Source organism: Vibrio sp. YT-18, assembly GCF_033337345.1.
Classification (GTDB): Bacteria; Pseudomonadota; Gammaproteobacteria; order Enterobacterales; family Vibrionaceae; genus Vibrio; species Vibrio alginolyticus.
In genome coordinates, this window is record NZ_JAWOQO010000006.1 from 84,670 (window position 1) to 107,498 (window position 22,829).

The 22,829-nt window shown below is 44.8% G+C and carries 20 protein-coding genes and 2 tRNA genes; 18 read left to right on the top strand and 4 right to left on the bottom strand.

Annotation, left to right across the window (positions count from 1 at the left end; genetic code table 11):
• Positions 1-153 precede the first annotated feature (153 nt).
• Positions 154-1,176, bottom strand: coding sequence for a porin (locus R7M72_RS10150; RefSeq protein ID WP_005380064.1), 1,023 nt, complete (start codon positions 1,174-1,176; stop codon positions 154-156).
• A gap of 545 nt (positions 1,177-1,721) precedes the next feature.
• Here R7M72_RS10150 and greA point away from each other — a divergent pair.
• The gene (gene greA, locus R7M72_RS10155; protein ID WP_005380065.1) at positions 1,722-2,195 is read left to right on the top strand and encodes a transcription elongation factor GreA; all 474 of its coding nucleotides are present in this window, start codon (positions 1,722-1,724) and stop codon (positions 2,193-2,195) included.
• A gap of 84 nt (positions 2,196-2,279) precedes the next feature.
• On the opposite strand, the gene yhbY is transcribed toward greA, so the two are convergent.
• Positions 2,280-2,576: a ribosome assembly RNA-binding protein YhbY gene (yhbY, locus tag R7M72_RS10160; protein ID WP_315956546.1), complete on the bottom strand. Its 297-nt coding sequence runs from the start codon at positions 2,574-2,576 to the stop codon at positions 2,280-2,282.
• A 138-nt stretch (positions 2,577-2,714) separates the two neighbouring features.
• Here yhbY and rlmE point away from each other — a divergent pair, with 138 nt between their 5' ends.
• The 17 genes from rlmE (at position 2,715) to R7M72_RS10245 (ending at position 20,793) form a co-directional block, all read left to right on the top strand.
• Entirely contained in the window at positions 2,715-3,344 is a 630-nt protein-coding gene (gene rlmE, locus R7M72_RS10165) for a 23S rRNA (uridine(2552)-2'-O)-methyltransferase RlmE (RefSeq protein WP_005388985.1), read from the top strand.
• A gap of 108 nt (positions 3,345-3,452) precedes the next feature.
• Positions 3,453-5,426, top strand: coding sequence for an ATP-dependent zinc metalloprotease FtsH (gene ftsH, locus R7M72_RS10170; protein ID WP_017635895.1), 1,974 nt, complete (start codon positions 3,453-3,455; stop codon positions 5,424-5,426).
• Between the two features lie 52 nt (positions 5,427-5,478).
• On the top strand, positions 5,479-6,309 hold the full coding sequence (gene folP / locus R7M72_RS10175) for a dihydropteroate synthase (RefSeq protein ID WP_318056173.1): 831 nt from the start codon (positions 5,479-5,481) through the stop codon (positions 6,307-6,309).
• A gap of 19 nt (positions 6,310-6,328) precedes the next feature.
• Positions 6,329-7,669, top strand: coding sequence for a phosphoglucosamine mutase (gene glmM, locus R7M72_RS10180; RefSeq protein WP_005388992.1), 1,341 nt, complete (start codon positions 6,329-6,331; stop codon positions 7,667-7,669).
• A gap of 220 nt (positions 7,670-7,889) precedes the next feature.
• On the top strand, positions 7,890-8,228 hold the full coding sequence (gene secG / locus R7M72_RS10185) for a preprotein translocase subunit SecG (protein WP_005380080.1): 339 nt from the start codon (positions 7,890-7,892) through the stop codon (positions 8,226-8,228).
• 16 nt (positions 8,229-8,244) lie between these two features.
• A tRNA-Leu gene (locus tag R7M72_RS10190) sits at positions 8,245-8,328 on the top strand.
• A gap of 56 nt (positions 8,329-8,384) precedes the next feature.
• Positions 8,385-8,461 (top strand) — tRNA-Met (locus tag R7M72_RS10195).
• Positions 8,462-8,686: 225 nt separating this feature from the next.
• Entirely contained in the window at positions 8,687-9,142 is a 456-nt protein-coding gene (gene rimP / locus R7M72_RS10200; RefSeq protein ID WP_005386424.1) for a ribosome maturation factor RimP, read from the top strand.
• A 36-nt stretch (positions 9,143-9,178) separates the two neighbouring features.
• Positions 9,179-10,666, top strand: a complete 1,488-nt coding sequence (gene nusA / locus R7M72_RS10205; RefSeq protein ID WP_005380084.1) for a transcription termination factor NusA — start codon at positions 9,179-9,181, stop codon at positions 10,664-10,666.
• 22 nt (positions 10,667-10,688) lie between these two features.
• Entirely contained in the window at positions 10,689-13,400 is a 2,712-nt protein-coding gene (gene infB / locus R7M72_RS10210; protein ID WP_005380086.1) for a translation initiation factor IF-2, read from the top strand.
• A gap of 114 nt (positions 13,401-13,514) precedes the next feature.
• Complete coding sequence (gene rbfA / locus R7M72_RS10215) at positions 13,515-13,910, top strand: 30S ribosome-binding factor RbfA (RefSeq protein WP_005380087.1); 396 nt, start codon at positions 13,515-13,517, stop codon at positions 13,908-13,910.
• On the top strand, positions 13,910-14,863 hold the full coding sequence (gene truB / locus R7M72_RS10220) for a tRNA pseudouridine(55) synthase TruB (RefSeq protein ID WP_017820421.1): 954 nt from the start codon (positions 13,910-13,912) through the stop codon (positions 14,861-14,863). Before rbfA ends, truB begins: the two co-directional genes overlap by 1 nt.
• Positions 14,864-15,004: 141 nt before the next feature.
• On the top strand, positions 15,005-15,274 hold the full coding sequence (gene rpsO / locus R7M72_RS10225) for a 30S ribosomal protein S15 (protein WP_005380094.1): 270 nt from the start codon (positions 15,005-15,007) through the stop codon (positions 15,272-15,274).
• Positions 15,275-15,566: 292 nt separating this feature from the next.
• Positions 15,567-17,702, top strand: coding sequence for a polyribonucleotide nucleotidyltransferase (pnp, locus tag R7M72_RS10230; RefSeq protein ID WP_054574827.1), 2,136 nt, complete (start codon positions 15,567-15,569; stop codon positions 17,700-17,702).
• 178 nt (positions 17,703-17,880) lie between these two features.
• The gene (nlpI, locus tag R7M72_RS10235) at positions 17,881-18,801 is read left to right on the top strand and encodes a lipoprotein NlpI (protein ID WP_005380101.1); all 921 of its coding nucleotides are present in this window, start codon (positions 17,881-17,883) and stop codon (positions 18,799-18,801) included.
• Positions 18,802-18,899: 98 nt separating this feature from the next.
• The gene (locus R7M72_RS10240) at positions 18,900-19,322 is read left to right on the top strand and encodes a MarR family winged helix-turn-helix transcriptional regulator (protein ID WP_005380103.1); all 423 of its coding nucleotides are present in this window, start codon (positions 18,900-18,902) and stop codon (positions 19,320-19,322) included.
• Positions 19,323-19,446: 124 nt separating this feature from the next.
• Positions 19,447-20,793, top strand: a complete 1,347-nt coding sequence (locus tag R7M72_RS10245; protein WP_258658646.1) for an MATE family efflux transporter — start codon at positions 19,447-19,449, stop codon at positions 20,791-20,793.
• Positions 20,794-20,846: 53 nt separating this feature from the next.
• Here the strand turns inward: R7M72_RS10245 and R7M72_RS10250 are convergent, their stop codons facing one another.
• Positions 20,847-21,725: a U32 family peptidase gene (locus R7M72_RS10250; RefSeq protein ID WP_165401628.1), complete on the bottom strand. Its 879-nt coding sequence runs from the start codon at positions 21,723-21,725 to the stop codon at positions 20,847-20,849.
• A gap of 20 nt (positions 21,726-21,745) precedes the next feature.
• Positions 21,746-22,759, bottom strand: coding sequence for a peptidase U32 family protein (locus tag R7M72_RS10255; RefSeq protein ID WP_054579098.1), 1,014 nt, complete (start codon positions 22,757-22,759; stop codon positions 21,746-21,748).
• Positions 22,760-22,829 lie beyond the last annotated feature (70 nt).

Below are 22,829 nucleotides of genomic sequence, written 5' to 3' on the forward strand. Positions count from 1 at the left end.
GTATACGCAAGTCCTTTCAATATGCTAGGTAACTAAAGAAATGCTTCAAATGTCTTCATGAATGAGACACGAGAGAAAGGCGCGCTGCTTAAAATGAAGTATAAAAAATGCCCGCTTAAAGCGGGCATTCGATATTCTAGTCAAAGACCGGAATTAGAAGTCGTAACGTAGACCTAGAGCTAGCTCGTCTTCAGCATCGATCTTAGTTGCAACTGTTTTGCTCGTGTCAGTTGAACCAAACTTGTCACCTGCATCAATCAGGTTGAAGTTGTAAGAAATGTAACCACGGAAGTTAGGCTTGAAGTAGTAAGAAGCATCAACAGCGAAGTTGTTTGCAGAAGTTTCGTTGTTAGTTTCTGCATTGTTGTATGATGTTGTAAATACTGTTTGGCCTAGAGTGTAAGCACCCGCTAGCTCGTAACCAGTGTAATCAACTGTGTTACTGTTGTTTGAATCTTCCATTTTCTCGCCGTCAGTGAATACACCAGCGAAGTAAAGATCAGACATTGTGTAAGATGCAGCTAGCATGTACTCGTTAGCTTTGTCTTGATCTGCGTAACCAGCACCTAGCTCAAGACCAGTGTCAGCTAGAGCGTAGATTGCAGATAGAGAGTAACCGTCTTGTTTGTTGTCGTAGTACTCACCAGTGTTTTTGTTTTCCATACGATCAGCGAAGCGGTAGCTTGCTTTTACGCTTAGGTTTTCAAACTGGCCTTTGTAAGCCATCATGTTGTCTGTACGGTCTGATACAGCTAGTTTGTCTGCTGCAGAGTTACCGTGGTAAGCCATGATATCTGTGAAGTCAGTGATAACGCCTAGTGCACCTTCAGTTTTACCGTATGCGAACTCACCGTAAGCACCGCCAAGACCAGCGTAAGCAAGACGAGTTTCTAGATCGCTCTTGTCGTCGCCGTCTACAGTACCGTTTTGAGCAGTCTCAAATTCACCTTCCCAGAAACCAACACCGTATAGGTTGTCATTGATTTCTTGTTTACCAAGGAAGTTTAGACGGATGCGAGATTTGTCTTGAGCGTCGCCATCTTTCATAGATAGACGTGCTTCAGCACGGCCGCCCATTTCTAGAGAAGTACCGTCTTGGTTGTAAAGTTCAGCTGCGTTTACGCCAGTTGCCATAGCTGCTGCAGATACAGAAAGAGCAATTAGAGTCTTTTTCATCTTATTTGTCCTAGTTAGCTGTCCATAATCATTGTTGTATGGGGGAGAGGTGATCTCTCACAAGTTGTTGGTCCAAAATTGGCTAATTGAGCGATATAGTTCGCACTTGTAAGCCATTGATCTAACAACTCGCTGGACATGTTTTACTGCTAAAGTTTCCGTATGAGTTAGTAAAATGATATAAATCCCACTGATGAACACTGTTCAATTGTGCGTTGTTTTTATTTAAGTTACTGTTTTTAATTGAAATTATTGGTGATGACATTGGCCTGACATTGATTAGTTTTTATCTTTTTTGAGGTTTTTGGTGTAATGAACAGTGTTGTTTTTCAATAAATTGAGAAGGTGATTCGCCCTAGAACCGCTCTAAAAGTGAGTTATATCATTATGCCGAAAAGGCATAGTCTTGCTGTCTTTCGAATTAAGATGATTTCGTCCGGGAGTTTGTTTACACTAAACGAAATACATCTTTAAGCGCACTACCCAGTCCTATGACAGGGTGGGCTTTTTTTGTCCAAAGACCCATTTGGGCTTGAGGTTATAAAATGGAAAAAGTTCCAATGACACTACGTGGCGAGCAAAAGCTACGTGCAGAACTCGATCGTCTACTTAAACTACGTCCTCAGATCTCAGAGGCAATTGCTGAAGCTCGTGAGCTAGGTGATTTAAAAGAGAATGCTGAATATCACGCCGCTCGTGAAGAGCAGGGCATTTGTGAAGCACAAATCCGTGACATTGAATACAAACTGTCAGTTGCTCAAGTTATTGATGTAACGAAGATGGAGAACACGGGTAAAGTTATTTTTGGTTCAACCGTAACCTTGATTGATATCGACACCGAAGAAGAAAAAACGTACCAAATCGTTGGTGATGACGAAGCCGATATCAAAGCAGGTCGCATTTCAGTGAGCTCACCTATTGCTCGTGGCCTGATTGGTAAGATGGAAGGCGATGAAGTTGCTATTCAAACTCCGGGTGGCGCGAAAGACTTCGAAATTGACCGAGTAGAATATATCTAAGTCGTTTGGAGTAGCATTACTACTCTGATAAAACGCAAAAAGGTCGCCTCAGGCGACCTTTTTTCTTCAGCAACGTAAGTAGAGTTACTTATGAGGGATTTCGATTTTACGCTCTTCAGACTGGCGGTATAGCACAAGCACTTTACCAATAGTCTGAACTTTTTCAGCGCCCGTCTCACGTACGATAGCGTCGATGATTAGCTGTTTTGTTTCACGATCTTCCGAAGCAACTTTTACTTTGATAAGTTCGTGATGGTTAAGAGCGATTTCAATTTCTGCTAGCACGGCTTCTGTAAGTCCATTTGCGCCCATTAGCACAACAGGTTTTAAACTGTGAGCTAGGCCTTTAAGGTGCTGCTTTTGTTTGGTGCTTAGGTTCATTACGCGGCCAATTTTCTTTAAAATAAGGGTTGAAAAAAGCTATTTTAACGCCATCTATTGCTGAAGACTATAATTTATTGAGTAATAGGTAGCGCCTATTAAAACAATAGCTCCAATTTGTGCCTTGTTGGGATTAAAATGAGTAAACAAAAACATTCGGCTAGTTCTGGTCGTTGGTTGAAAGAACACTTTGATGATAAATACGCGAATGAAGCCCGAAAAAAAGGCTACCGCTCACGTGCTTATTTCAAGATCGATGAGATTCAAACGAAAGATAAATTGTTAAAGCCTGGAATGACAGTCGTCGACTTGGGGGCCGCGCCGGGCGGATGGTCTCAATATGCTGCTAAGATAGTAGGGGACAGTGGTCAGATCATTGCGTGTGACTTGCTTCCTATGGACCCGATTGCTGGCGTTAGCTTTTTACAAGGCGACTTTCGTGATGATGCGGTATTGGAAGCTTTGCTAGAAAGGATCCAACCTTCCATGGTAGACGTAGTAATGTCTGATATGGCGCCTAACATCGCGGGAAACAATTCTGTTGATCAACCTCGCGCTATGTATTTAGTTGAATTAGCTTTAGATATGTGTCGACAAGTTCTAGCGCCTAATGGTAGCTTTGTCGTAAAGGTTTTCCAAGGGGAAGGCTTCGATCAGTATGTGAAAGAAGTCCGAGACATGTTTAAAGCCGTAAAAATTAGAAAACCAGACTCATCGCGAGCTCGCTCTCGAGAGGTCTTCGTCGTAGCCACTGGTTACAAAGGTTAACCATTTTGCTCTCTTGAGAGCGTGTTAACACTATAGCTACAGTTAATGAACTGTAGTACCCTACCTTTAATTACAATTAGTTATCGAGAGGCTTACACCTTGAGTGACATGGCAAAAAATTTAATTCTGTGGCTTGTTATCGCCGTCGTATTGATGTCGGTATTCCAGAGCTTTGGCCCTGGAGAAAGCAATGGCAGAACCGTGGATTACACCACGTTTGTACAGGAAGTTGGCCAAGGCCAGATTCAAGAAGCAACTTTTAAAGACGGTGAAATTAGCTTTGTTCGTCGTGGCGGCGGTGCCAAAATGGTCACTTACATGCCAGTGTATGACCAAAAGCTTCTAGATGACCTAATTAACCAAAACGTGAAAGTACAAGGCACGCCTCCAGAAGAGCAAAGCTTGCTTGGTACTATCTTCATCTCTTGGTTCCCAATGATCTTACTAATTGGTGTATGGATTTTCTTCATGCGTCAAATGCAAGGCGGCGGTGGTAAAGGCGCCATGTCTTTTGGTAAGAGCAAAGCTCGAATGATGAGCGAAGAACAAATCAAGACAACTTTTGCTGACGTTGCTGGCTGTGACGAAGCAAAAGAAGACGTGAAAGAGCTGGTGGACTACCTACGCGATCCAAGCCGCTTCCAAAAACTGGGCGGTAAGATTCCAACGGGTGTTCTAATGGTTGGTCCTCCTGGTACGGGTAAAACGCTTCTAGCGAAAGCCATTGCCGGTGAGGCGAAAGTACCATTCTTTACTATCTCTGGTTCTGATTTCGTAGAAATGTTCGTTGGTGTTGGTGCATCTCGTGTGCGTGACATGTTTGAACAAGCAAAGAAAGCTGCACCTTGTATCATCTTTATCGATGAGATCGATGCGGTAGGTCGTCAACGTGGCGCAGGTGTTGGTGGTGGTCATGATGAACGTGAACAAACACTAAACCAAATGCTCGTTGAGATGGATGGTTTCGAAGGTAACGAAGGTATTATCGTTATCGCTGCGACTAACCGTCCGGACGTGCTAGACCCTGCGCTACTGCGTCCTGGTCGTTTTGACCGTCAAGTGGTAGTTGGTCTTCCAGATGTACGTGGCCGTGAACAGATCCTAAAAGTTCACATGCGTAAGGTCCCTCTAGCGGGTGATGTAGAGCCTTCTCTCATCGCACGTGGTACTCCAGGCTTCTCTGGTGCTGACCTAGCAAACTTAGTTAACGAAGCAGCCCTGTTTGCTGCGCGCGGTAACAAGCGCAACGTTTCTATGGTTGAGTTTGAACTGGCGAAAGACAAAATCATGATGGGTGCTGAGCGCCGTTCAATGGTGATGTCTGAGGAAGTGAAAGAGTCAACCGCATACCACGAAGCGGGTCACGCGATTGTTGGTCGCTTGGTTCCTGAACACGATCCAGTGTACAAAGTGTCTATCATTCCACGTGGTCGTGCGTTGGGTGTAACAATGTACCTTCCAGAGCAAGACCGCGTGAGTATGTCTCGCCAACACCTAGAATCAATGATTTCTAGCTTGTACGGTGGTCGTTTAGCAGAAGAACTTATCTACGGTGCTGACAAAGTATCAACCGGTGCTTCTAATGATATCGAGCGCGCAACAGATATTGCTCGTAAGATGGTTACTCAATGGGGTTTCTCTGAAAAGCTTGGCCCTCTGCTGTATGCAGAAGATGAAGGCGAAGTGTTCTTAGGGCGTAGTGTAACTCAGACTAAACATGTGTCTGACGATACAGCGAAGTTGATTGATGACGAAGTTCGTCAGATCATTGACCGCAACTACGATCGTGCGAAGAAGATTCTTCAAGAGAACATGGATATCATGCATGCGATGAAAGATGCGCTGATGAAGTATGAAACCATTGATGCTCGCCAGATTGATGACTTAATGGAGCGCAAAGCTGAAATTCGTGAGCCTGCGGGCTGGAGTGATAACTCAGCAAGCAAACCAGAAGACAGCGACAAGCCTCAAGCAAAGCAAGAAGTTAAAGAAGAAGCAACGGAGACTGCGAAAGATGCAGAACAGCCTAGCTCTTCTGAAACAACTTCTAACGAAGCGCCTGAAAAGAAAGACTCTGAATAAAGAGTATCGATAATATTAAACCCCGAGTTATCTCGGGGTTTTTGTGTTTATGATGATGATTACAGCAAATAACAAATCTTTGGACCTTTCGTGTCCACATGTCATGGCCATTCTAAATGTGACACCGGATTCCTTTTCGGATGGCGGTAAATACAACTCAATTGAACTTGCTCTTGCTCAAGTTGATAAAATGATAAAGGCTGGTGTAAGTATTGTTGATGTTGGTGGTGAATCGACAAGACCTGGTGCACCGGATGTGTCTTTGGAAGAAGAGCTTAGGCGTGTTGTCCCAGTAATCAAAGCCATTCGTGAAAAGTATGATGTGTGGATTTCCGTTGACACCAGTAAAGCAGAAGTGATGCGTCAAGCAATTGATGCTGGGGCTGATTTGATCAATGACATCCGCTCGCTGCAAGAGCCTGGTGCTCTGGAAGTCGCAGCAGAAGCAAACCTTCCAATTTGTCTGATGCATATGAAAGGTCAACCTAGGACCATGCAAGTTGACCCTCATTATGATGATTTAATGGGGGACGTGTCGGCTTTTCTAGAAGAACGTATCGCGGCGTGTGAAGCTGCAGGGATTGATAAATCTCAACTGATTCTCGATCCTGGGTTTGGCTTTGGCAAAACAATCGAACACAATTATCATATGCTTGCTCATCTTGAAAAGTTTCATGAATTCGGCCTGCCTATTTTGGCTGGCATGTCTCGTAAATCCATGATCTTCAAACTGTTAGACAAGCCAGCGGCAGAGTGTACGAACGCAAGTGTTGTTTGTGCTACGATTGCCGCGATGAAAGGCGCGCAGATCATTCGCGTGCATGACTTTGAAGAGACAATCGAAGCAATGAAAGTTGTTGAGATGACGAAAAACAATATTTAAAAATAATAAAGGAAAGTTTATGTCGAATGAAAGACGTTACTTTGGTACTGACGGTGTGCGCGGTAAAGTAGGACAATACCCAATCACTCCAGACTTCGTACTTAAGCTTGGCTGGGCTGCTGGTCGTGTACTAGCGAAACAAGGCACAAAGAAAGTTATCATAGGTAAAGATACACGTATTTCAGGTTATATGCTTGAATCTGCACTAGAGGCAGGCCTTGCAGCTGCGGGACTTAAAGCAACATTTACTGGTCCCATGCCAACTCCAGCTGTGGCCTATTTAACTCAGACTTTCCGTGCCGAGGCTGGTATTGTGATTTCTGCATCACATAACCCATATTACGACAACGGCATTAAATTCTTTTCTTCTGAGGGTACTAAGCTACCTGACGATATTGAATTGGCGATTGAAGCAGAGTTAGATAAAGAAATTGAATGTGTGGAGTCTGCTGAGCTTGGTAAAGCAACCCGCCTAAATGATGCAGCTGGTCGTTACATCGAATTCTGTAAGAGTACTTTCCCATCTGAGTTGAGCCTTGCGAACTTTAAGATCGTAGTAGACTGTGCGCACGGTGCAACGTACCACATCGCTCCAAATGTCTTCAAAGAACTTGGGGCAGAAGTTATCGCTATGGGCGTAGAGCCTAACGGCATCAACATTAATGAAAAAGTGGGCGCAACAGACGTACGAGCTCTTCAACAGCGTGTTGTTGAAGAGCAAGCGCATCTTGGTCTCGCGTTTGATGGTGATGGTGACCGTATCATTATGGTCGATCACTTGGGTAACAAAGTTGATGGTGACCAAATTGCTTATATCATCGCTCGTGATGCACTTCGTCGTGGTGAGCTAAAGGGTGGTGTTGTTGGTACACTAATGACTAACTTGGGTATGGAAAATGGTTTAAAGCAGCTAGGCATTCCGTTTGTACGTGCTGCTGTTGGTGACCGTTATGTCATGGAGCAACTGCTAGAAAAAGGTTGGAAAATTGGTGCTGAAAACTCAGGCCATGTGATCTTATTAGATAAAGTCACAACCGGCGATGCGATTGTTGCTGCACTTCAAGTACTTGCTTCTGTAATTGGCAGCGATATGTCTTTATATGAACTATCGCAAGGAATGACACTATATCCTCAGGTTTTAGAAAATGTCCGTTTCTCAGGAGAAAGTAACCCTCTTGAAGCTACAGCTGTATTAAATGCTGTCGCTGAAGTAGAGGCGACACTTGGTGATAAAGGGCGTGTATTGCTGCGTAAGTCTGGCACTGAGCCTTTGATCCGCGTTATGGTGGAAGGAGAAGATGGTGAACTAGTTCAACACTCAGCATTGAAAATCGCTGAGGCTGTTAAAGCAAGTTGTTAATCATTGCGTTAAAGCATGTCTTGAATGAAAAGGGCGTCTTTTGCCCTTTTTTTGAGCGCTTAACGCATTGGCATTGATTTTTTACTAATTTTCCCTTGTCAGCGTTACTGGCTTTCGCTAGTATTGCTCCGCCTCCCGTTAGGAGGTCGCTAGCCTTGTTCATTATGATTTATTCTTTTGAACGGCGCTGGCTCAACAATTTGGAACATAGGTGGAAAAAATGTTTTCAGTTCTACTTGTGATTTACCTGTTGGCAGCGCTTGGTGTGATTGGCCTTGTGTTGATTCAACAAGGTAAAGGCGCAGATATGGGAGCCTCGTTCGGTGCTGGTGCTTCAAACACAGTGTTTGGTGCTGGCGGCTCAGGTAATTTCTTAACCCGAACAACTGCTATTTTAGCAACCGTATTCTTTATCGTTAGCTTGTTACTTGGTCGTATGTCTACGCACCAGACTGAATCACAATGGGTAGACCCAACGTTAGGTCAACCAGTTGTTGAACAAGTTAAGGATGCAGCGAGTGAAGTTCCTGCCCCTGCGGGTGATGAAATTCCTCAATAAGCTGTAAGGTTTTGATGCCGAGATGGTGAAATTGGTAGACACGCTAGCATGAGGTGCTAGTGCCTTAGGTGTGAGGGTTCGAGTCCCTCTCTCGGCACCATGTATTTACAAACTTGTAAATCACTTGTTTGCGAGTATAATGCTCAGCAAGTCGGACGCGGGGTGGAGCAGCTTGGTAGCTCGTCGGGCTCATAACCCGAAGGTCGTCGGTTCAAATCCGGCCCCCGCAACCAATCTCTTTCTTTAAAAGGAAATCGTAGATTGGCAAGTTTGCGTAGTGCTAACCACACTACGAGTTAAGAAAAGCAATTGTTGGCTATTCTTAACGTATCAGGGTCCAGCAGCATAAAACCCCGACTATCGGGGTTTTTTGTTATCTGAGCTTTTTGAAATAGCTCAGATACTGCTTGGTTTTTTGATTGGGCTCTGAGCCCTTTTTTTGTTTCTGGAGTGGTTAAATGACTGGTTTAGAAAGACAACTTACTGAAATGCTTGACGCGCCAGTAGCGGCATCAGGTTATGAGTTAGTTGGATTAGAATTCATTCGTGCAGGCGCGCACTCAACGTTACGTATCTACATTGACCATGAAAATGGTATTAACGTAGACGACTGTGCAGAAGTTAGCCACCAAGTTAGTGCAGTTTTAGACGTTGAAGATCCAATTTCTGTTGCTTACAGCCTAGAAGTGTCTTCTCCAGGTTTAGAAAGACCACTTTTTAAAGCAGCACATTACGAGCAATTTATTGGTCACGAGGTCAGCATCGTATTGAAAATGGCTGTAGCAAACCGTCGTAAGTGGAAAGGTATTATCCACGGTGTTGATGGCGAAACAGTGACAATTACTGTAGACGGTCAGCAAGAAGAGTTTGCTCTAAGTAACATTTCCAAAGCTAACCTGATCCCTAAATTTTAGTTCCCTAAAAAAGTTTAAGCTTAGAGGCTAAATACAATGAGTAAAGAAATTTTAGCGGTAGCAGAAGCGGTATCGAACGAAAAAGCGGTACCTCGTGAGCGTATCTTTGAGGCTCTTGAGATTGCTCTAGCAACTTCTACAAAGAAAAAATACGAAATCGAAATCGACGTACGTGTTGCCATTGACCGTAAAACCGGTGAATTTGTAACTTACCGCCGTTGGTTAGTTGTTGATGACGTTGAGAACCCTACAAAAGAGATCTCACTAGAAGCAGCGCAATACGAAGATGACTCAATCGAGCTTGGCGACTACGTAGAAGACGAAATCGAATCAGTAACGTTTGACCGTATTACGACTCAAACTGCTAAGCAAGTTATCGTTCAAAAAGTTCGTGAAGCTGAGCGCGCACAAATCGTTGAACAGTTCATCGACAATGAGGGTGATCTAATCACTGGTGTCGTGAAAAAAGTAAACCGTGACACAATCGTGCTTGATCTTGGTAATAACGCTGAAGCGGTAATCCTGCGTGATGACCAACTTCCTCGTGAAAACTTCCGTCCAGGCGACCGCGTACGTGGCCTTCTTTACAAAGTCGCGCCTGAAGCACGTGGTTTCCAATTGTTCATCACTCGTTCTAAGCCAGAAATGTTGGCAGAACTGTTCCGTGTTGAAGTGCCTGAAATCGCAGAAGATATTATCGAGCTGAAAGGCGCAGCACGTGATCCTGGTTCTCGCGCTAAGATCGCTGTCAAAACAAATGACAAACGTATCGACCCTGTAGGTGCGTGTGTTGGTATGCGTGGTGCACGTGTACAGGCTGTTTCTGGCGAACTTGGTGGTGAGCGTATCGATATCGTTCTTTGGGATGATAACCCAGCTCAATTCGTTATCAACGCAATGGCGCCAGCTGATGTTGCTTCTATCATCGTTGATGAGGATGCACACTCAATGGACATCGCAGTTGAAGCTGACAACCTAGCGCAAGCTATTGGTCGTAACGGTCAAAACGTGCGTCTAGCATCTCAACTAACCGGTTGGGAACTGAATGTTATGACAGTTGCTGATCTTCAGAAGAAACACGCTGAAGAATCACAAGCATCTATTGAAAACTTCATGAAGTACCTAGATATTGAAGAAGACTTCGCTCAACTTCTTGTTGAAGAAGGTTTCTCAACGCTAGAAGAAATCGCATACGTGCCAGTTAACGAGCTACTAGAAATCGATGGTTTGAATGAAGAACTAATCGAAGAGCTTCGTGGACGTGCAAAAGATGCACTAACGACGATCGCACTAGCACAAGAAGAGTCTTTTGAAGGTCTAGAACCAGCTGAGGACCTACTTGCACTTGAAGGTCTTGAGCGTGAGATGGCATTTAAATTGGCAGCGAAAGGTGTAGCGACACTGGAAGATCTTGCTGACCAAGGTATTGACGATTTAGAAGGTATCGAAGGCCTGACCGAAGAACGTGCAGGTGAGCTAATTATGGCCGCACGTAACATCTGTTGGTTCGGCGAAGAAGCATAATTTTCGGCAAGGAGGAAGCGGCATGACACAATTAACAGTTAAAGCACTGAGTGATGAGATTGGTACGCCAGTCGACCGCTTGATTGAACAACTTGCTGACGCTGGCATTAAAAAGGCGAGCTCTGACAATGTTACTGATGAAGAGAAGCAGAAGCTTCTCTCTCATTTAAAGAAAGAACACGGTGATAAATCAGGTGATTCAGAGCCGACTCGCCTTACGCTTCAGCGTAAAACTCGTAGTACACTTAGTGTGAACGCGGGTGGTGGTAAGAGTAAGAATGTTCAGGTTGAGGTGCGCAAAAAACGTACATACGTGAAGCGCAGCACAATTGAAGATGAAGCGAAACGTGAAGCTGAAGAAGCAGCACAACGTGAAGCAGAAGAAGCAGCAAAACGTGCAGCAGAAGAAGCTGCAAAACGTGAAGCTGAAGAAGCTGCGAAACGTGAAGCTGAAGAAGCTGCAAAACGTGAAGCGGAAGAAAAAGCGAAACGTGAAGCTGAAGAAAAAGCGAAGCGAGACGTAGATACGAATGCACAACGTAATGCTGAAGAAAAAGCAAAGCGTGATGCTGAAGAGAAAATTAAGCAAGAAGCAGCGCGAAAAGAGGCCGACGAGCTTAAACGTCGTCAGGAAGAAGAAGCTAAGCGTAAGGCTGAAGAGGAAAGTCAGCGCAAGCTTGAAGAAGCTCGCGAATTGGCTGAAAAGAATAAAGAGCGTTGGTCTGCTGCAGAAGAGAAAAAGGGTGATATGGAAGATACAGATTACCATGTAACGACTTCACAATACGCACGTGAAGCCGAAGATGAAGCAGATCGCAAAGTAGAAGGCGGTCGTCGTAAGAAGAAAAAAGCAGCTTCGGGTAAAGACGACCAAGCTCGCGGTGGCCGTAACAACCAACGTGGCGGTAGAGGTCGTAAGGGCAAACTTGCTAAGCCGACTTCAATGCAGCACGGGTTTGATAAGTCAGCAACGGTTGCTAAGCAAGACGTTGTAATTGGCGAAACGATCGTTCTATCAGAACTTGCTAACAAGATGTCGGTTAAAGCGACAGAAGTTATCAAAGTAATGATGAAGATGGGCGCTATGGCGACTATCAACCAAGTGATCGACCAAGAAACAGCACAACTTGTTGCTGAAGAAATGGGCCATAAAGTAGTTCTTCGTAAAGAGAACGAACTGGAAGAAGCGGTACTATCTGACCGTGACACTAACGCGGAAGCAGTTCCACGTGCTCCAGTTGTTACTATCATGGGTCACGTTGACCACGGTAAAACGTCAACACTTGACTACATCCGTCGCACACACGTTGCTTCTGGCGAAGCGGGTGGTATTACTCAGCACATTGGTGCGTACCACGTTGAAACAGACAACGGCATGATCACGTTCCTTGATACTCCTGGACACGCAGCGTTTACTGCAATGCGTGCTCGTGGTGCTCAAGCAACAGATATCGTTGTTCTTGTAGTTGCAGCAGACGATGGCGTAATGCCACAAACAGTAGAAGCGATTCAGCACGCGAAAGCGGCAGGCGTTCCTCTAATTGTTGCTGTGAACAAGATCGATAAAGAAGACGCGAACCCAGATAACGTTAAGAACGAGCTTGCTCAATACGACGTTATTCCTGAAGAGTGGGGCGGTGAGAACATGTTCGTTCACATCTCTGCTAAACAGGGTACAAACATCGATGGTCTTCTAGAAGCAATCCTTCTTCAGTCTGAAGTTCTTGAACTTACAGCTGTAGCTGAAGGCATGGCATCTGGTGTTGTTGTTGAATCTCGCCTAGATAAAGGTCGTGGTCCAGTTGCAACAGTACTTGTTCAATCAGGTACACTAAACAAAGGCGACATCGTTCTTTGTGGTCAAGAATACGGCCGTGTTCGTGCAATGCGTGATGAGCTAGGTAAAGAAATTACTTCGGCTGGCCCATCTATCCCTGTAGAGATCCTAGGTCTTTCAGGTGTACCATCTTCAGGTGATGAAGCAACAGTAGTTCGTGACGAGCGTAAAGCGCGTGAAGTAGCTAACTACCGTGCTGGTAAGTTCCGTGAAGTGAAACTTGCTCGTCAGCAGAAATCTAAACTAGAGAACATGTTCTCTAACATGACTGCTGGTGAAGTTGCTGAACTTAACGTTGTACTTAAAGCAGACGTTCAAGGTTCTGTAGAAGCAATCGCTGACTCACTAGTTAAGCTATCTACTGACGAAGTTAAAGTGAACATCGTTGGTTCTGGTGTAGGTGGTATTACGGAAACTGACGTAGTACTAGCGGAAGCTTCAAACGCAATCATCCTTGGCTTTAACGTTCGTGCAGATGCTTCTGCTCGCCGTGCTGTTGAAGCCGCAGCTGTTGACTTACGTTACTACTCAATCATTTACCAATTGATTGATGAAGTGAAACAAGCAATGGGCGGTATGCTTGCTCCAGAATTCAAGCAAGAGATCATTGGTCTTGCTGAAGTTCGTGACGTGTTTAAGTCACCGAAACTGGGCGCTATCGCTGGTTGTATGGTTACAGAAGGTGTGATCAAGCGTAACAACCCAATCCGTGTACTACGTGATAACGTTGTTATTTACGAAGGTGAACTAGAGTCACTACGTCGTTTCAAAGATGACGTTCAAGAAGTTAAGAATGGCTACGAATGTGGTATCGGCGTTAAGAACTACAATGATGTTCGCGTTGGTGACCAAATCGAAGTCTTCGAAATCGTTGAAATTAAACGTACTCTAGACTAATTGACTAAAATTACTAATATTGTCTTTGAAAGATAAGTAGTAATTGGTTGTTGAATACACCATGGGGGGCTGGCTTTGACCAACCCCCCATTCTTTCTATATAAGAGTAAAGATATGTCAAAAGAATTTAGCCGCACGCAGCGCGTTGCACAGCAGCTGCAAAAAGAACTAGCGATGATCCTTCAACGTGAAGTTCGTGACTCTCGCCTTGGCATGGTGACGATCTCAGACGTAGAAGTCTCTCGTGACCTAGCTTACGCAAAAGTATTTGTGACCTTCCTGTGTGTGGGTGAGCAAACACCTGAATCATGTCTAGCAGCGCTACGTGAGCACGAAGTGCACATTCGCATGATGTTAGGTAAGCGTATTCGTCTACGTTTAACGCCAGAAATCCGCTTCCACTATGACAATACGCTTGTTGAAGGTATGCGTATGTCTAACCTAGTGTCTGAAGTCGTTAGTTCAGACAAACAAAAGCAAAAAGATTCTGGTCGTGAGGACGAAGAATAATGGCTCGTCGTCGTAAAGGTCGTCCAATTAATGGCGTTATACTGTTGGACAAACCAACAGGTATCTCTTCCAATGATGCACTGCAAAAAGTAAAGCGAATCTACTTTGCTGAGAAAGCAGGCCACACTGGAGCCTTGGACCCATTAGCGACAGGCATGCTGCCAATTTGCTTGGGTGAAGCGACAAAATTTTCTCAGTTTCTTCTTGATTCTGATAAACGCTACCGTGTGATCGCAAAGCTGGGTGAACGTACCAATACGTCTGACTCGGATGGTGAAGTTGTAGAGACGCGTCCAGTCGATGTTACGTTAGACAAGCTAGAAGCGTGCATCGATCAGTTCCGTGGTGAATCTGATCAAGTGCCTTCCATGTTCTCTGCGTTGAAGTATCAAGGTAAACCCTTGTATGAATACGCTCGTAAAGGCATCGAAGTTCCGCGTGAATCTCGTAAGATCACGGTATATGAGATTGTTCTTCACCGTTTTGAAGGCGATGAAGTAGAGATGGAAGTGCACTGCTCTAAAGGTACCTATATTCGTACTATCGTTGATGATCTGGGCGAAATGTTAGGTTGTGGTGCGCACGTAACTATGCTTCGTCGTACTGGTGTTGCTAAATACCCTTACGAGAATATGGTAACACTTGAGCAACTAAATGAGTTGCTAGAGCAAGCTCACCGCGAGGAACGAGCGCCTCGAGAACTACTGGACCCACTGCTTTTGCCAATGGATACAGCGGTAGAAGACTTACCAGAAGTCAACTTGGTGCCTGAACTGGCGGATATGGTCCAACATGGGCAGCCCGTTCAAGTATTTGGTGCTCCGACAGAGGGCTCACTTCGCCTTACTATGGGTGAAGAACGCTTGTTTATTGGCGTTGGCGAAATGAACGAAGATGGCAAAATCGCTCCTAAGCGATTGGTCGTGTTCCGAGATGACGTTGCATCCAAGTAAATGATTGAAAATACCGACCTGAGTGTCGGTATTTTTATATTGCACGAGATAGGAAATTTCCCTATAATCCGCGCTTCGCGTAGCGGCTGAATCAGAGATTGGCTGCTACAACTTTAAACCTACTCTTATTAGGAGAGAATTATGTCTCTGAATGCAGAAACTAAAGCAGCAATCGTTGCAGAATACGCACAAGGCGAAGGCGACACTGGTTCACCAGAAGTTCAAGTAGCTCTACTTACAGCTTCTATCAACCACCTACAAGGTCACTTCAAAGCGCACAAAGGCGATCACCACAGCCGTCGTGGTCTTCTACGCATGGTTTCTCGTCGTCGTAAGCTTCTAGATTACCTAAAAGGTAAAAACCTAGCTCGCTACCAAGACCTAATCAAACGTCTAGGCCTACGTCGCTAATCAGCGACTGCATAGCAGTTTGTCTAAAAAGGGGCTTTATGCCCCTTTTTTGTTGCCTAAATTTAGCCAAATTAGACTTATGCCGTTATAATACTGGCGGCTAAACCTTGTAAGAGGTTTTCTCAAAAGCTCATAGCATTACAGTCAACCACGTCGACCAAAAGGTCGCGACTATTCAAAAGGAACTTCCGAGTTTCTTTTTACTAGTCGCGATTCGTAATGCCTTGAGTGTCAATTAACACATCTAAGATTTCTTTAAGCACTAAAGGAAGATTAGAAACAAGGAATAACAATGTTCGAAAAACCAGTTGTTAAAACGTTCCAGTACGGTAACCACACAGTTACTTTAGAAACTGGCGTTATTGCACGTCAAGCTACAGCAGCAGTTATGGTCACAATGGATGATACGTCTGTATTCGTATCTGTTGTAGGTAAAAAAGAAGCCGTTGCAGGTCAAGACTTCTTCCCACTAACGGTTAACTACCAAGAGCGTACTTACGCTGCGGGTAAAATCCCAGGCGGCTTCTTCAAACGTGAAGGTCGTCCTTCTGAAGGCGAAACGCTAACAGCTCGTCTAATCGACCGTCCAATCCGTCCGCTATTCCCAGACGCGTTTAAAAACGAAGTTCAGGTTATCGCGACAGTAATGTCTGTAAACCCAGATGTTCAGCCAGATATCGTTACAATGATCGGTACTTCTGCTGCTCTTGCTATCTCTGGCATTCCATTCAACGGCCCTATCGGTGCGGCGCGTGTTGGTCATATCGATGGTCAGCTTGTACTTAACCCTAGCCAAACTGAACTAGAAACTTCTAAGCTTGACCTTGTTGTTGCAGGTACAGAGTCAGCAGTATTGATGGTTGAGTCAGAAGCGGACAACCTAACTGAAGAAGAAATGCTAGCGGCGGTTGTTTATGGTCATGACCAACAACAAGTTGCTATTAAAGCTATCAACGAATTCAAAGCAGAAGTTGCAACTCCTGCTTGGGATTGGGTTGCTCCTGAAGAGAACACAGCGCTTAAAAATAAGATTGCTGATCTAGCAGAAGCTAAACTTGTTGAAGCCTACCAAATTACTGAGAAAATGGCTCGTTACGACCGCATCCATGAGATCGCTGCGGAAGTAAATGAAGTTCTTCTTGCTGAAGATCCTGAAGCAGATACAAAAGAAATCCACACTATCTTCCATGATCTAGAGAAGACAGTAGTACGTAGCCGTATTATTGCAGGTAACCCTCGTATCGATGGCCGTGAAAAAGACATGGTTCGTGCACTAGATGTACGTACTGGTGTTCTTCCTCGTACTCACGGTAGCGCGCTATTCACTCGTGGTGAAACTCAGGCGATCGTTACGGCAACGCTAGGTACTCAGCGTGATGCTCAAATCATCGATGAGCTAACTGGTGAGCGTAAAGATCACTTCCTACTGCACTACAACTTCCCTCCATACTGTGTAGGTGAAACTGGTTTTGTAGGTTCTCCTAAGCGTCGTGAAATCGGCCACGGTAAACTGGCGAAGCGTGGTATTGCTGCAGTAATGCCTTCTGTTGATGAGTTCCCATACACAGTACGTGTTGTATCGGAAATCACTGAATCTAACGGTTCATCTTCAATGGCTTCAGTATGTGGTACTTCTCTTGCGCTTATGGACGCAGGTGTACCAATCAAAGCATCTGTTGCTGGTATCGCAATGGGTCTTGTTAAAGAAGGTGACGATTTCGTTGTACTTTCTGACATCCTTGGCGATGAAGACCACCTAGGTGACATGGACTTTAAAGTAGCAGGTACTAACACTGGTATCACTGCACTTCAAATGGACATCAAGATCGAAGGCATCACTAAAGAAATCATGCAAATTGCGCTTAACCAAGCTCAAGGCGCACGTAAGCACATCCTATCTGTAATGGATGAAGCTATCTCTGGTGCTCGTGAAGACATCTCTGAATTTGCTCCGCGTATTCACACGATGAAGATCAGCGCTGAGAAGATCAAAGACGTTATCGGTAAAGGTGGTGCAGTTATCCGTGCTCTAACTGAAGAGACTGGTACAACTATCGAAATCGAAGACGACGGTACTATCAAGATTGCGGCAACTGAAGGCACTGCTGCGAAAGAAGCTATCCGCCGTATCGAAGAGATCACTGCTGAAGTGGAAGTGGGCCGTATCTACACAGGTAAAGTTGCACGTCTAGCTGACTTCGGTGCATTCGTAACGGTTCTTCCAGGCAAAGATGGTCTTGTACACATTTCTCAAATCGCAGAAAAACGCGTAGAGAAAGTGTCTGACTACCTAGCTGAAGGTCAAGAAGTTCAAGTTAAAGTTCTTGAAATCGACCGCCAAGGCCGTGTACGTCTAAGCATGAAAGAAGCGGTAGAAAAGCCAGCTGAAGAAGCTGCTGCTGAAGCACCGGCTGCTAAAGACGAGTAAGACAAAATGAGACTTTCAGCCTTTTATTAGATTAAGGGCCTGAAAGCATGTTATAAAAGGGGAGCATTTTCGCTCCCCTTTTTTGGTTTGTTTCGATGTATTAACCTCAAACGAGGTTATCGCCTATATTGCATTAAGAGAAACAAATCTTGAGCGGTCCAAACAGGAGTATCAATTAGTGAAATGGTTTCAAACCGCAATTTTATGTGTTGCTATCGCGCTGACCGGTTGTGCAAATACTTCTCAACAATCAGCACAAAAGTGGTTATATCCACCGATGGCGGTGCCACTTCAGCCTAGTGTTCAACAAGAAGTACAAATCGCGCGTCTATCGCAGTTGCTACAACGTCCCGACCTTAGTGATGAAGTGCGCGCTAAAATGCATTATGAGCGCGGTAGCTACTACGACAGCGTTGGTTTGCGTGATCTTGCCCGTTTGGACTTTAACCAGTCTTTGCAGTTGAATCCCGCTCAGCCGGACATCTTCAATCTCTTGGGGGTATACTTTACCCAAGTAGGAGAGTTTGATGCGGCATATGAAGCGTTTGACTCAACCATAGAGTTGGCTCCTGATAATACCTATGCTGAGCGCAACCGTGCGATTGCACTGTATTATGGTGGTCGAATCGATCTCGCTTTAGAAGATATGACCAAGCACTATCAAGAAATGCCAACGGATCCTTTTCGTTCATTATGGCTGTACATCATCGAAGCTGAGCAAAATCCAGAGCAAGCAAAAGCCAATCTTCAACAGCGTTATTTACGAGATCGTAGTGAAGAGTGGGGATGGGTTCTTGTTGCCATCATGCTACGAGACGTCTCGGACGAAGACGCGCTTAAAGCAATTATGGATGGAACGAGAGAGAACTATCGCCTAGCTGAACGATTGACGGAAACGTATTTCTACCTTGGAAAGCGTAATCAGCTTGAAGGTGATATCGCAAGTGCCATCTCACTTTATAAGCTCGCGATTTCGTTCAACGTTTATGATTATGTTGAGCATCGCTATTCTTTCTTGGAGCTGGCGCAAATTTACGATCAATTACAGCAAGATAGATTGGCCAAGTTAAAGGCTGCCAAGAAGCTGGAAATTGAATGATTTAGAGCCGCTCGATGAGAGCGGCTTTTTTATGATTGAACTTGATGAGTGACTCATTTAAAATAGTTAGTCTTGCTAACTAAGTGGTGGTGGCTTTTATGGCATTAGAAGAAAGCTTGATTGATTTAGAGCGTTTTTGCGCCAAAGCTTGGCGTGTCTATGCCAAAGAAGATCCATTATCACATCTAAGCTTTAATGAGTTCGATTATTTACGTGTGATTCAGGTTTACCCTGAGGGTGTGCGAATAACCGATCTTGCAGAAGAGCTGCAAGTGACTAAGCCTTCCGCATCGACAATGGTTGTGCGTTTGGAAAAAAAGGGTTTGGTGAAACGCATCGCATGTAATGAGGATGCTCGTGCTAAGCGTGTGTTGCTTACGGAAGAAGTCGCAGAAAAAATGTCTTTGGAGCAGGTAGTGTACAAAGATATCTCTGACCAAATGATGCAACAATTAAATCAGCAAGAAGCTGAACAGTTACAAGCTTTATTGAATAAAGCATTGAGTAATAAGTCATTTTAAACTAAAGCAAAGGCCTCAGCTGTATGGTTTAGTTTTTGTTGTTTCATCTTTCTTTTATTTAATTTAACCATTTAGTTAGCCTTGCTAATTAAATGGTTAGCTTTGCTAACTACTGGTGACAGTCATGCAAAACTCAATTTATAGACAGTTTTGGAAATATACGATTCCAACCGTCGCAGCAATGCTCGTGAACGGTTTGTATCAAATAGTTGATGGCATTTTTATTGGCCGTTATGTTGGCGCTGACGGATTAGCTGGGATCAATGTTGCGTGGCCTATTATCGGTTCGATCCTCGGTATAGGAATGATGATTGGGGTGGGGACTGGTGCACTGACTTCGATCAAGCAAGGAGAGAACGATCATGAAGGCGCTAAGCGGATCCTAACGACCGGATTGACGTTGTTAGCGGCATTGATGCCGGTCGTTGCTACAATATTGTTCTTGTTTTCGGATGAATTTATTCGCTGGCAAGGTGCGGAAGGGCGAGTGTTTGAACTTGCGCTGCAATATTTGCATATTCTGATTGTCGCGTGCGTATTCACGTTGGGTTCTATCGCGGTTCCGTTTCTGTTACGCAATGACGACAGCCCGAACTTAGCAACGATTTTGATGGTCATCGGTGCCGTTATTAACATTGCATTAGACTACGTATTTATTGCTTGGTTGGAGTGGGAGTTAACCGGAGCCGCTATTGCCACTGCACTTGCACAATTAGTGGTCACTGTGCTCGGTATTGGTTACTTCTTTACTTCAAAAGCAACATTACGCCTTCGTATCAGCGACTTCAAAGTTCAGGTTGATGCTGCACCAAAGATTATCATGATAGGTACATCAAGTTTCTTTATGTACGCCTACGGCTCTGTGATGGTGGCACTGCACAACGCGTTATTTGCTCAATACGGAAGTGCAATGTTGATCGGAGCGTACGCGATTTTGGGGTACATCGTGACGGTTTACTATCTGATAGCCGAAGGAATTGCGAATGGTATGCAGCCTTTAGTGAGCTTCAACCACGGTGCACGTAATCAGGATAACATTAGAAAGTTATTAAAGGTCGCGATGGGGACATCTGTGCTTGGCGGGGTGGCGTTCGTTGTTTTGATGAACCTTTTCCCGTACGAACTGGTTTCGGTGTTTAATAATGCAGACCAACAGTTGATTGATAGCACGGTGATCGGGATTCGTTTACACATGTTTGCGTTGTTCTTAGATGGTTTTTTAGTTGTGGCGGCCGCGTACTATCAATCAGTAAACAAAGGCAGCAAAGCCATGTTTGTAACACTAGGCAACATGCTGGTCCAGTTGCCATTCTTATTCATTATGCCGAAACTTTTCGGCGTGACAGGCATTTGGTTAGCTTTCCCATTGTCTAACATTGCATTGAGTTTGGTCGTGATCAGTATGTTGTGGCGAGATGTGAAAAAGCTGCTTAATGAAACTTCGGCTGAGCCAACAGTGCAAGCCTGTTAACAATGGCTGATAGAGAAAAGCGAGGTTGGGCCTCGCTTTTCTTTTTTGGGGAGCTAAATGTTTTTTACTTCTAAGCCAGCTAGCTGATGCCAATAGCCATTGCATTGGCGGCTTTCAAGTTTTTCAGGGTTGTCGCCGTGCTCGTTTGAGCGAAAATGCTCTAACTCAGAAAGTGTACTCACACCGAGAGGGCTTAATCGGACCACATCAACCAGGCCTTGCATACTTGGTAAGTCATTGATCAGGTTATAACAATACCCTGATTGTGTTTGAATGCCGTTAAGGTTAAAGACTTCTTGCCCTTCTTGGCTACTGACCTGGATTCCCGTAGGGTATTTGATACAGCAGGTTTCGCAATCGTCTTTCGCTCGGTTTTCAGCTCGGGCTGTGAAACAGCGAGCGGAATACGCTAAAGGTAAATAACCGTGGCTAAATACCTCAACTTCAAACTTGTTACGAATACCCAGCTCGTCACACTGAACTAAAGTATCGTTTAACCATTCGCGAGAGAGCTCGACAGGCATGCACCAACGCATCATACCTTGCTTCAAAAATAAGTTGAGCGTGTGTGCGTTATAAGTATTGATTGCAGGGCCAACGACGAAAGGCACTTTATGCTCTGATGCCAATTGAACAGCAGATACGTCATTTGCTTCAATCGCGAAGTCACCGTTGTCGATGTACTTCTTCATTATGTTTACTTCACTCGGAGCTTCTAGTAGTGCCATCGTTGATAGCACCACTTGCTTGCCAGATGCAGACAGCTCTTTTGCGATTTCAAGCCAATGCGAAGGCTTCATTTCTCGACGTTTTGAACATACGGTTTCCCCAAGATAGATGATGTCCGCGGATCTTGATTTCGCTTGTTCATAAAACGCTTCGATGTCTTGTTTTGGCCAGAAGTACAACAGCGGGCCAAGCGCGTATTTCATTGAATTATCCATCTTAACCTCTACTGCCATTTGCGGTGATAAGCACCAAGTGTGGTCTGCGTACCTTCAGACACGTTTGCCAATGCGGCATCCCAAGCCGCTTCGACTTGATAAGCTTCTGGGTTTGCTTGGTAACTGTCAATCGCGGCTCGCCATGTTCGAGTGACTTGTTCTACGTAAGCTGGGCTACGTTGGCGACCTTCAATTTTTACAGACGCCACATTTGCAGCAAATAGTTCTGGCAGCATAGAGAGGGTGTTCAAACTGGTTGGTTCTTCCAGTGCGTGGTAGCGTTTTTTCTCGCCTTCGATTTCTGCTTCGAAACGACCTTTACACAAGGTAGGGTAGCCCGCATTTTCACCGGCGCTGTAGCGATCGATCAAAATGTCGTTAAGGCGGGATTCCAGACCATTTTCTGTTTCTTGCCAGCGAACGTACTTAGCTGGAGAGCATGCTCCCACAGTGTTTGGAGACTCGCCTGTCATATATGACGATAGGTAGCAGCGACCTTCAGACATGATGCAAAGGCTACCAAAAGCAAAGACTTCTAACTCGACATCGCTAGTGATGTTGCGTGAAAGCTGTTTGACCTGATGAATCGATAAAACGCGAGGTAATACTACCCGTTTTACGTTGAAGTTTTGTTTGTAAAAATCAATGGCAGCGACGTTGGTCGCTGATGCTTGCACTGAAAGGTGTAGTTCCAGATCGGGATATTTGCGAGCCGCGTACTCCAGCACTGCAATGTCTGCAACAATCAGCGCGTCTACACCCAGTGCCGCTGCATTGTCTACTGCGTTCGTCCAGCGCTCGAAGCCATTGGGATGAGCGAAGGTATTCAACGCGACATGAATTTTTTTATTGCGGTCATGAACGTATTGCACCGCTTTTTCTAATTTCTTGCCGTTAAAGTTGAGGCCAGCAAAGTGACGGGCGTTGGTATCATCTTTGAAACCAATGTAGACGGCATCGGCACCGCAATCAATCGCAGTTTTTAACGCAGGCAGGTTACCCGCGGGACACAAGAGTTCCATATGCTCACAATCATTGAGAATAAAAAGGTGCCCGCATTTTATGAAGAATTATGAATAGCGAAATTGACCT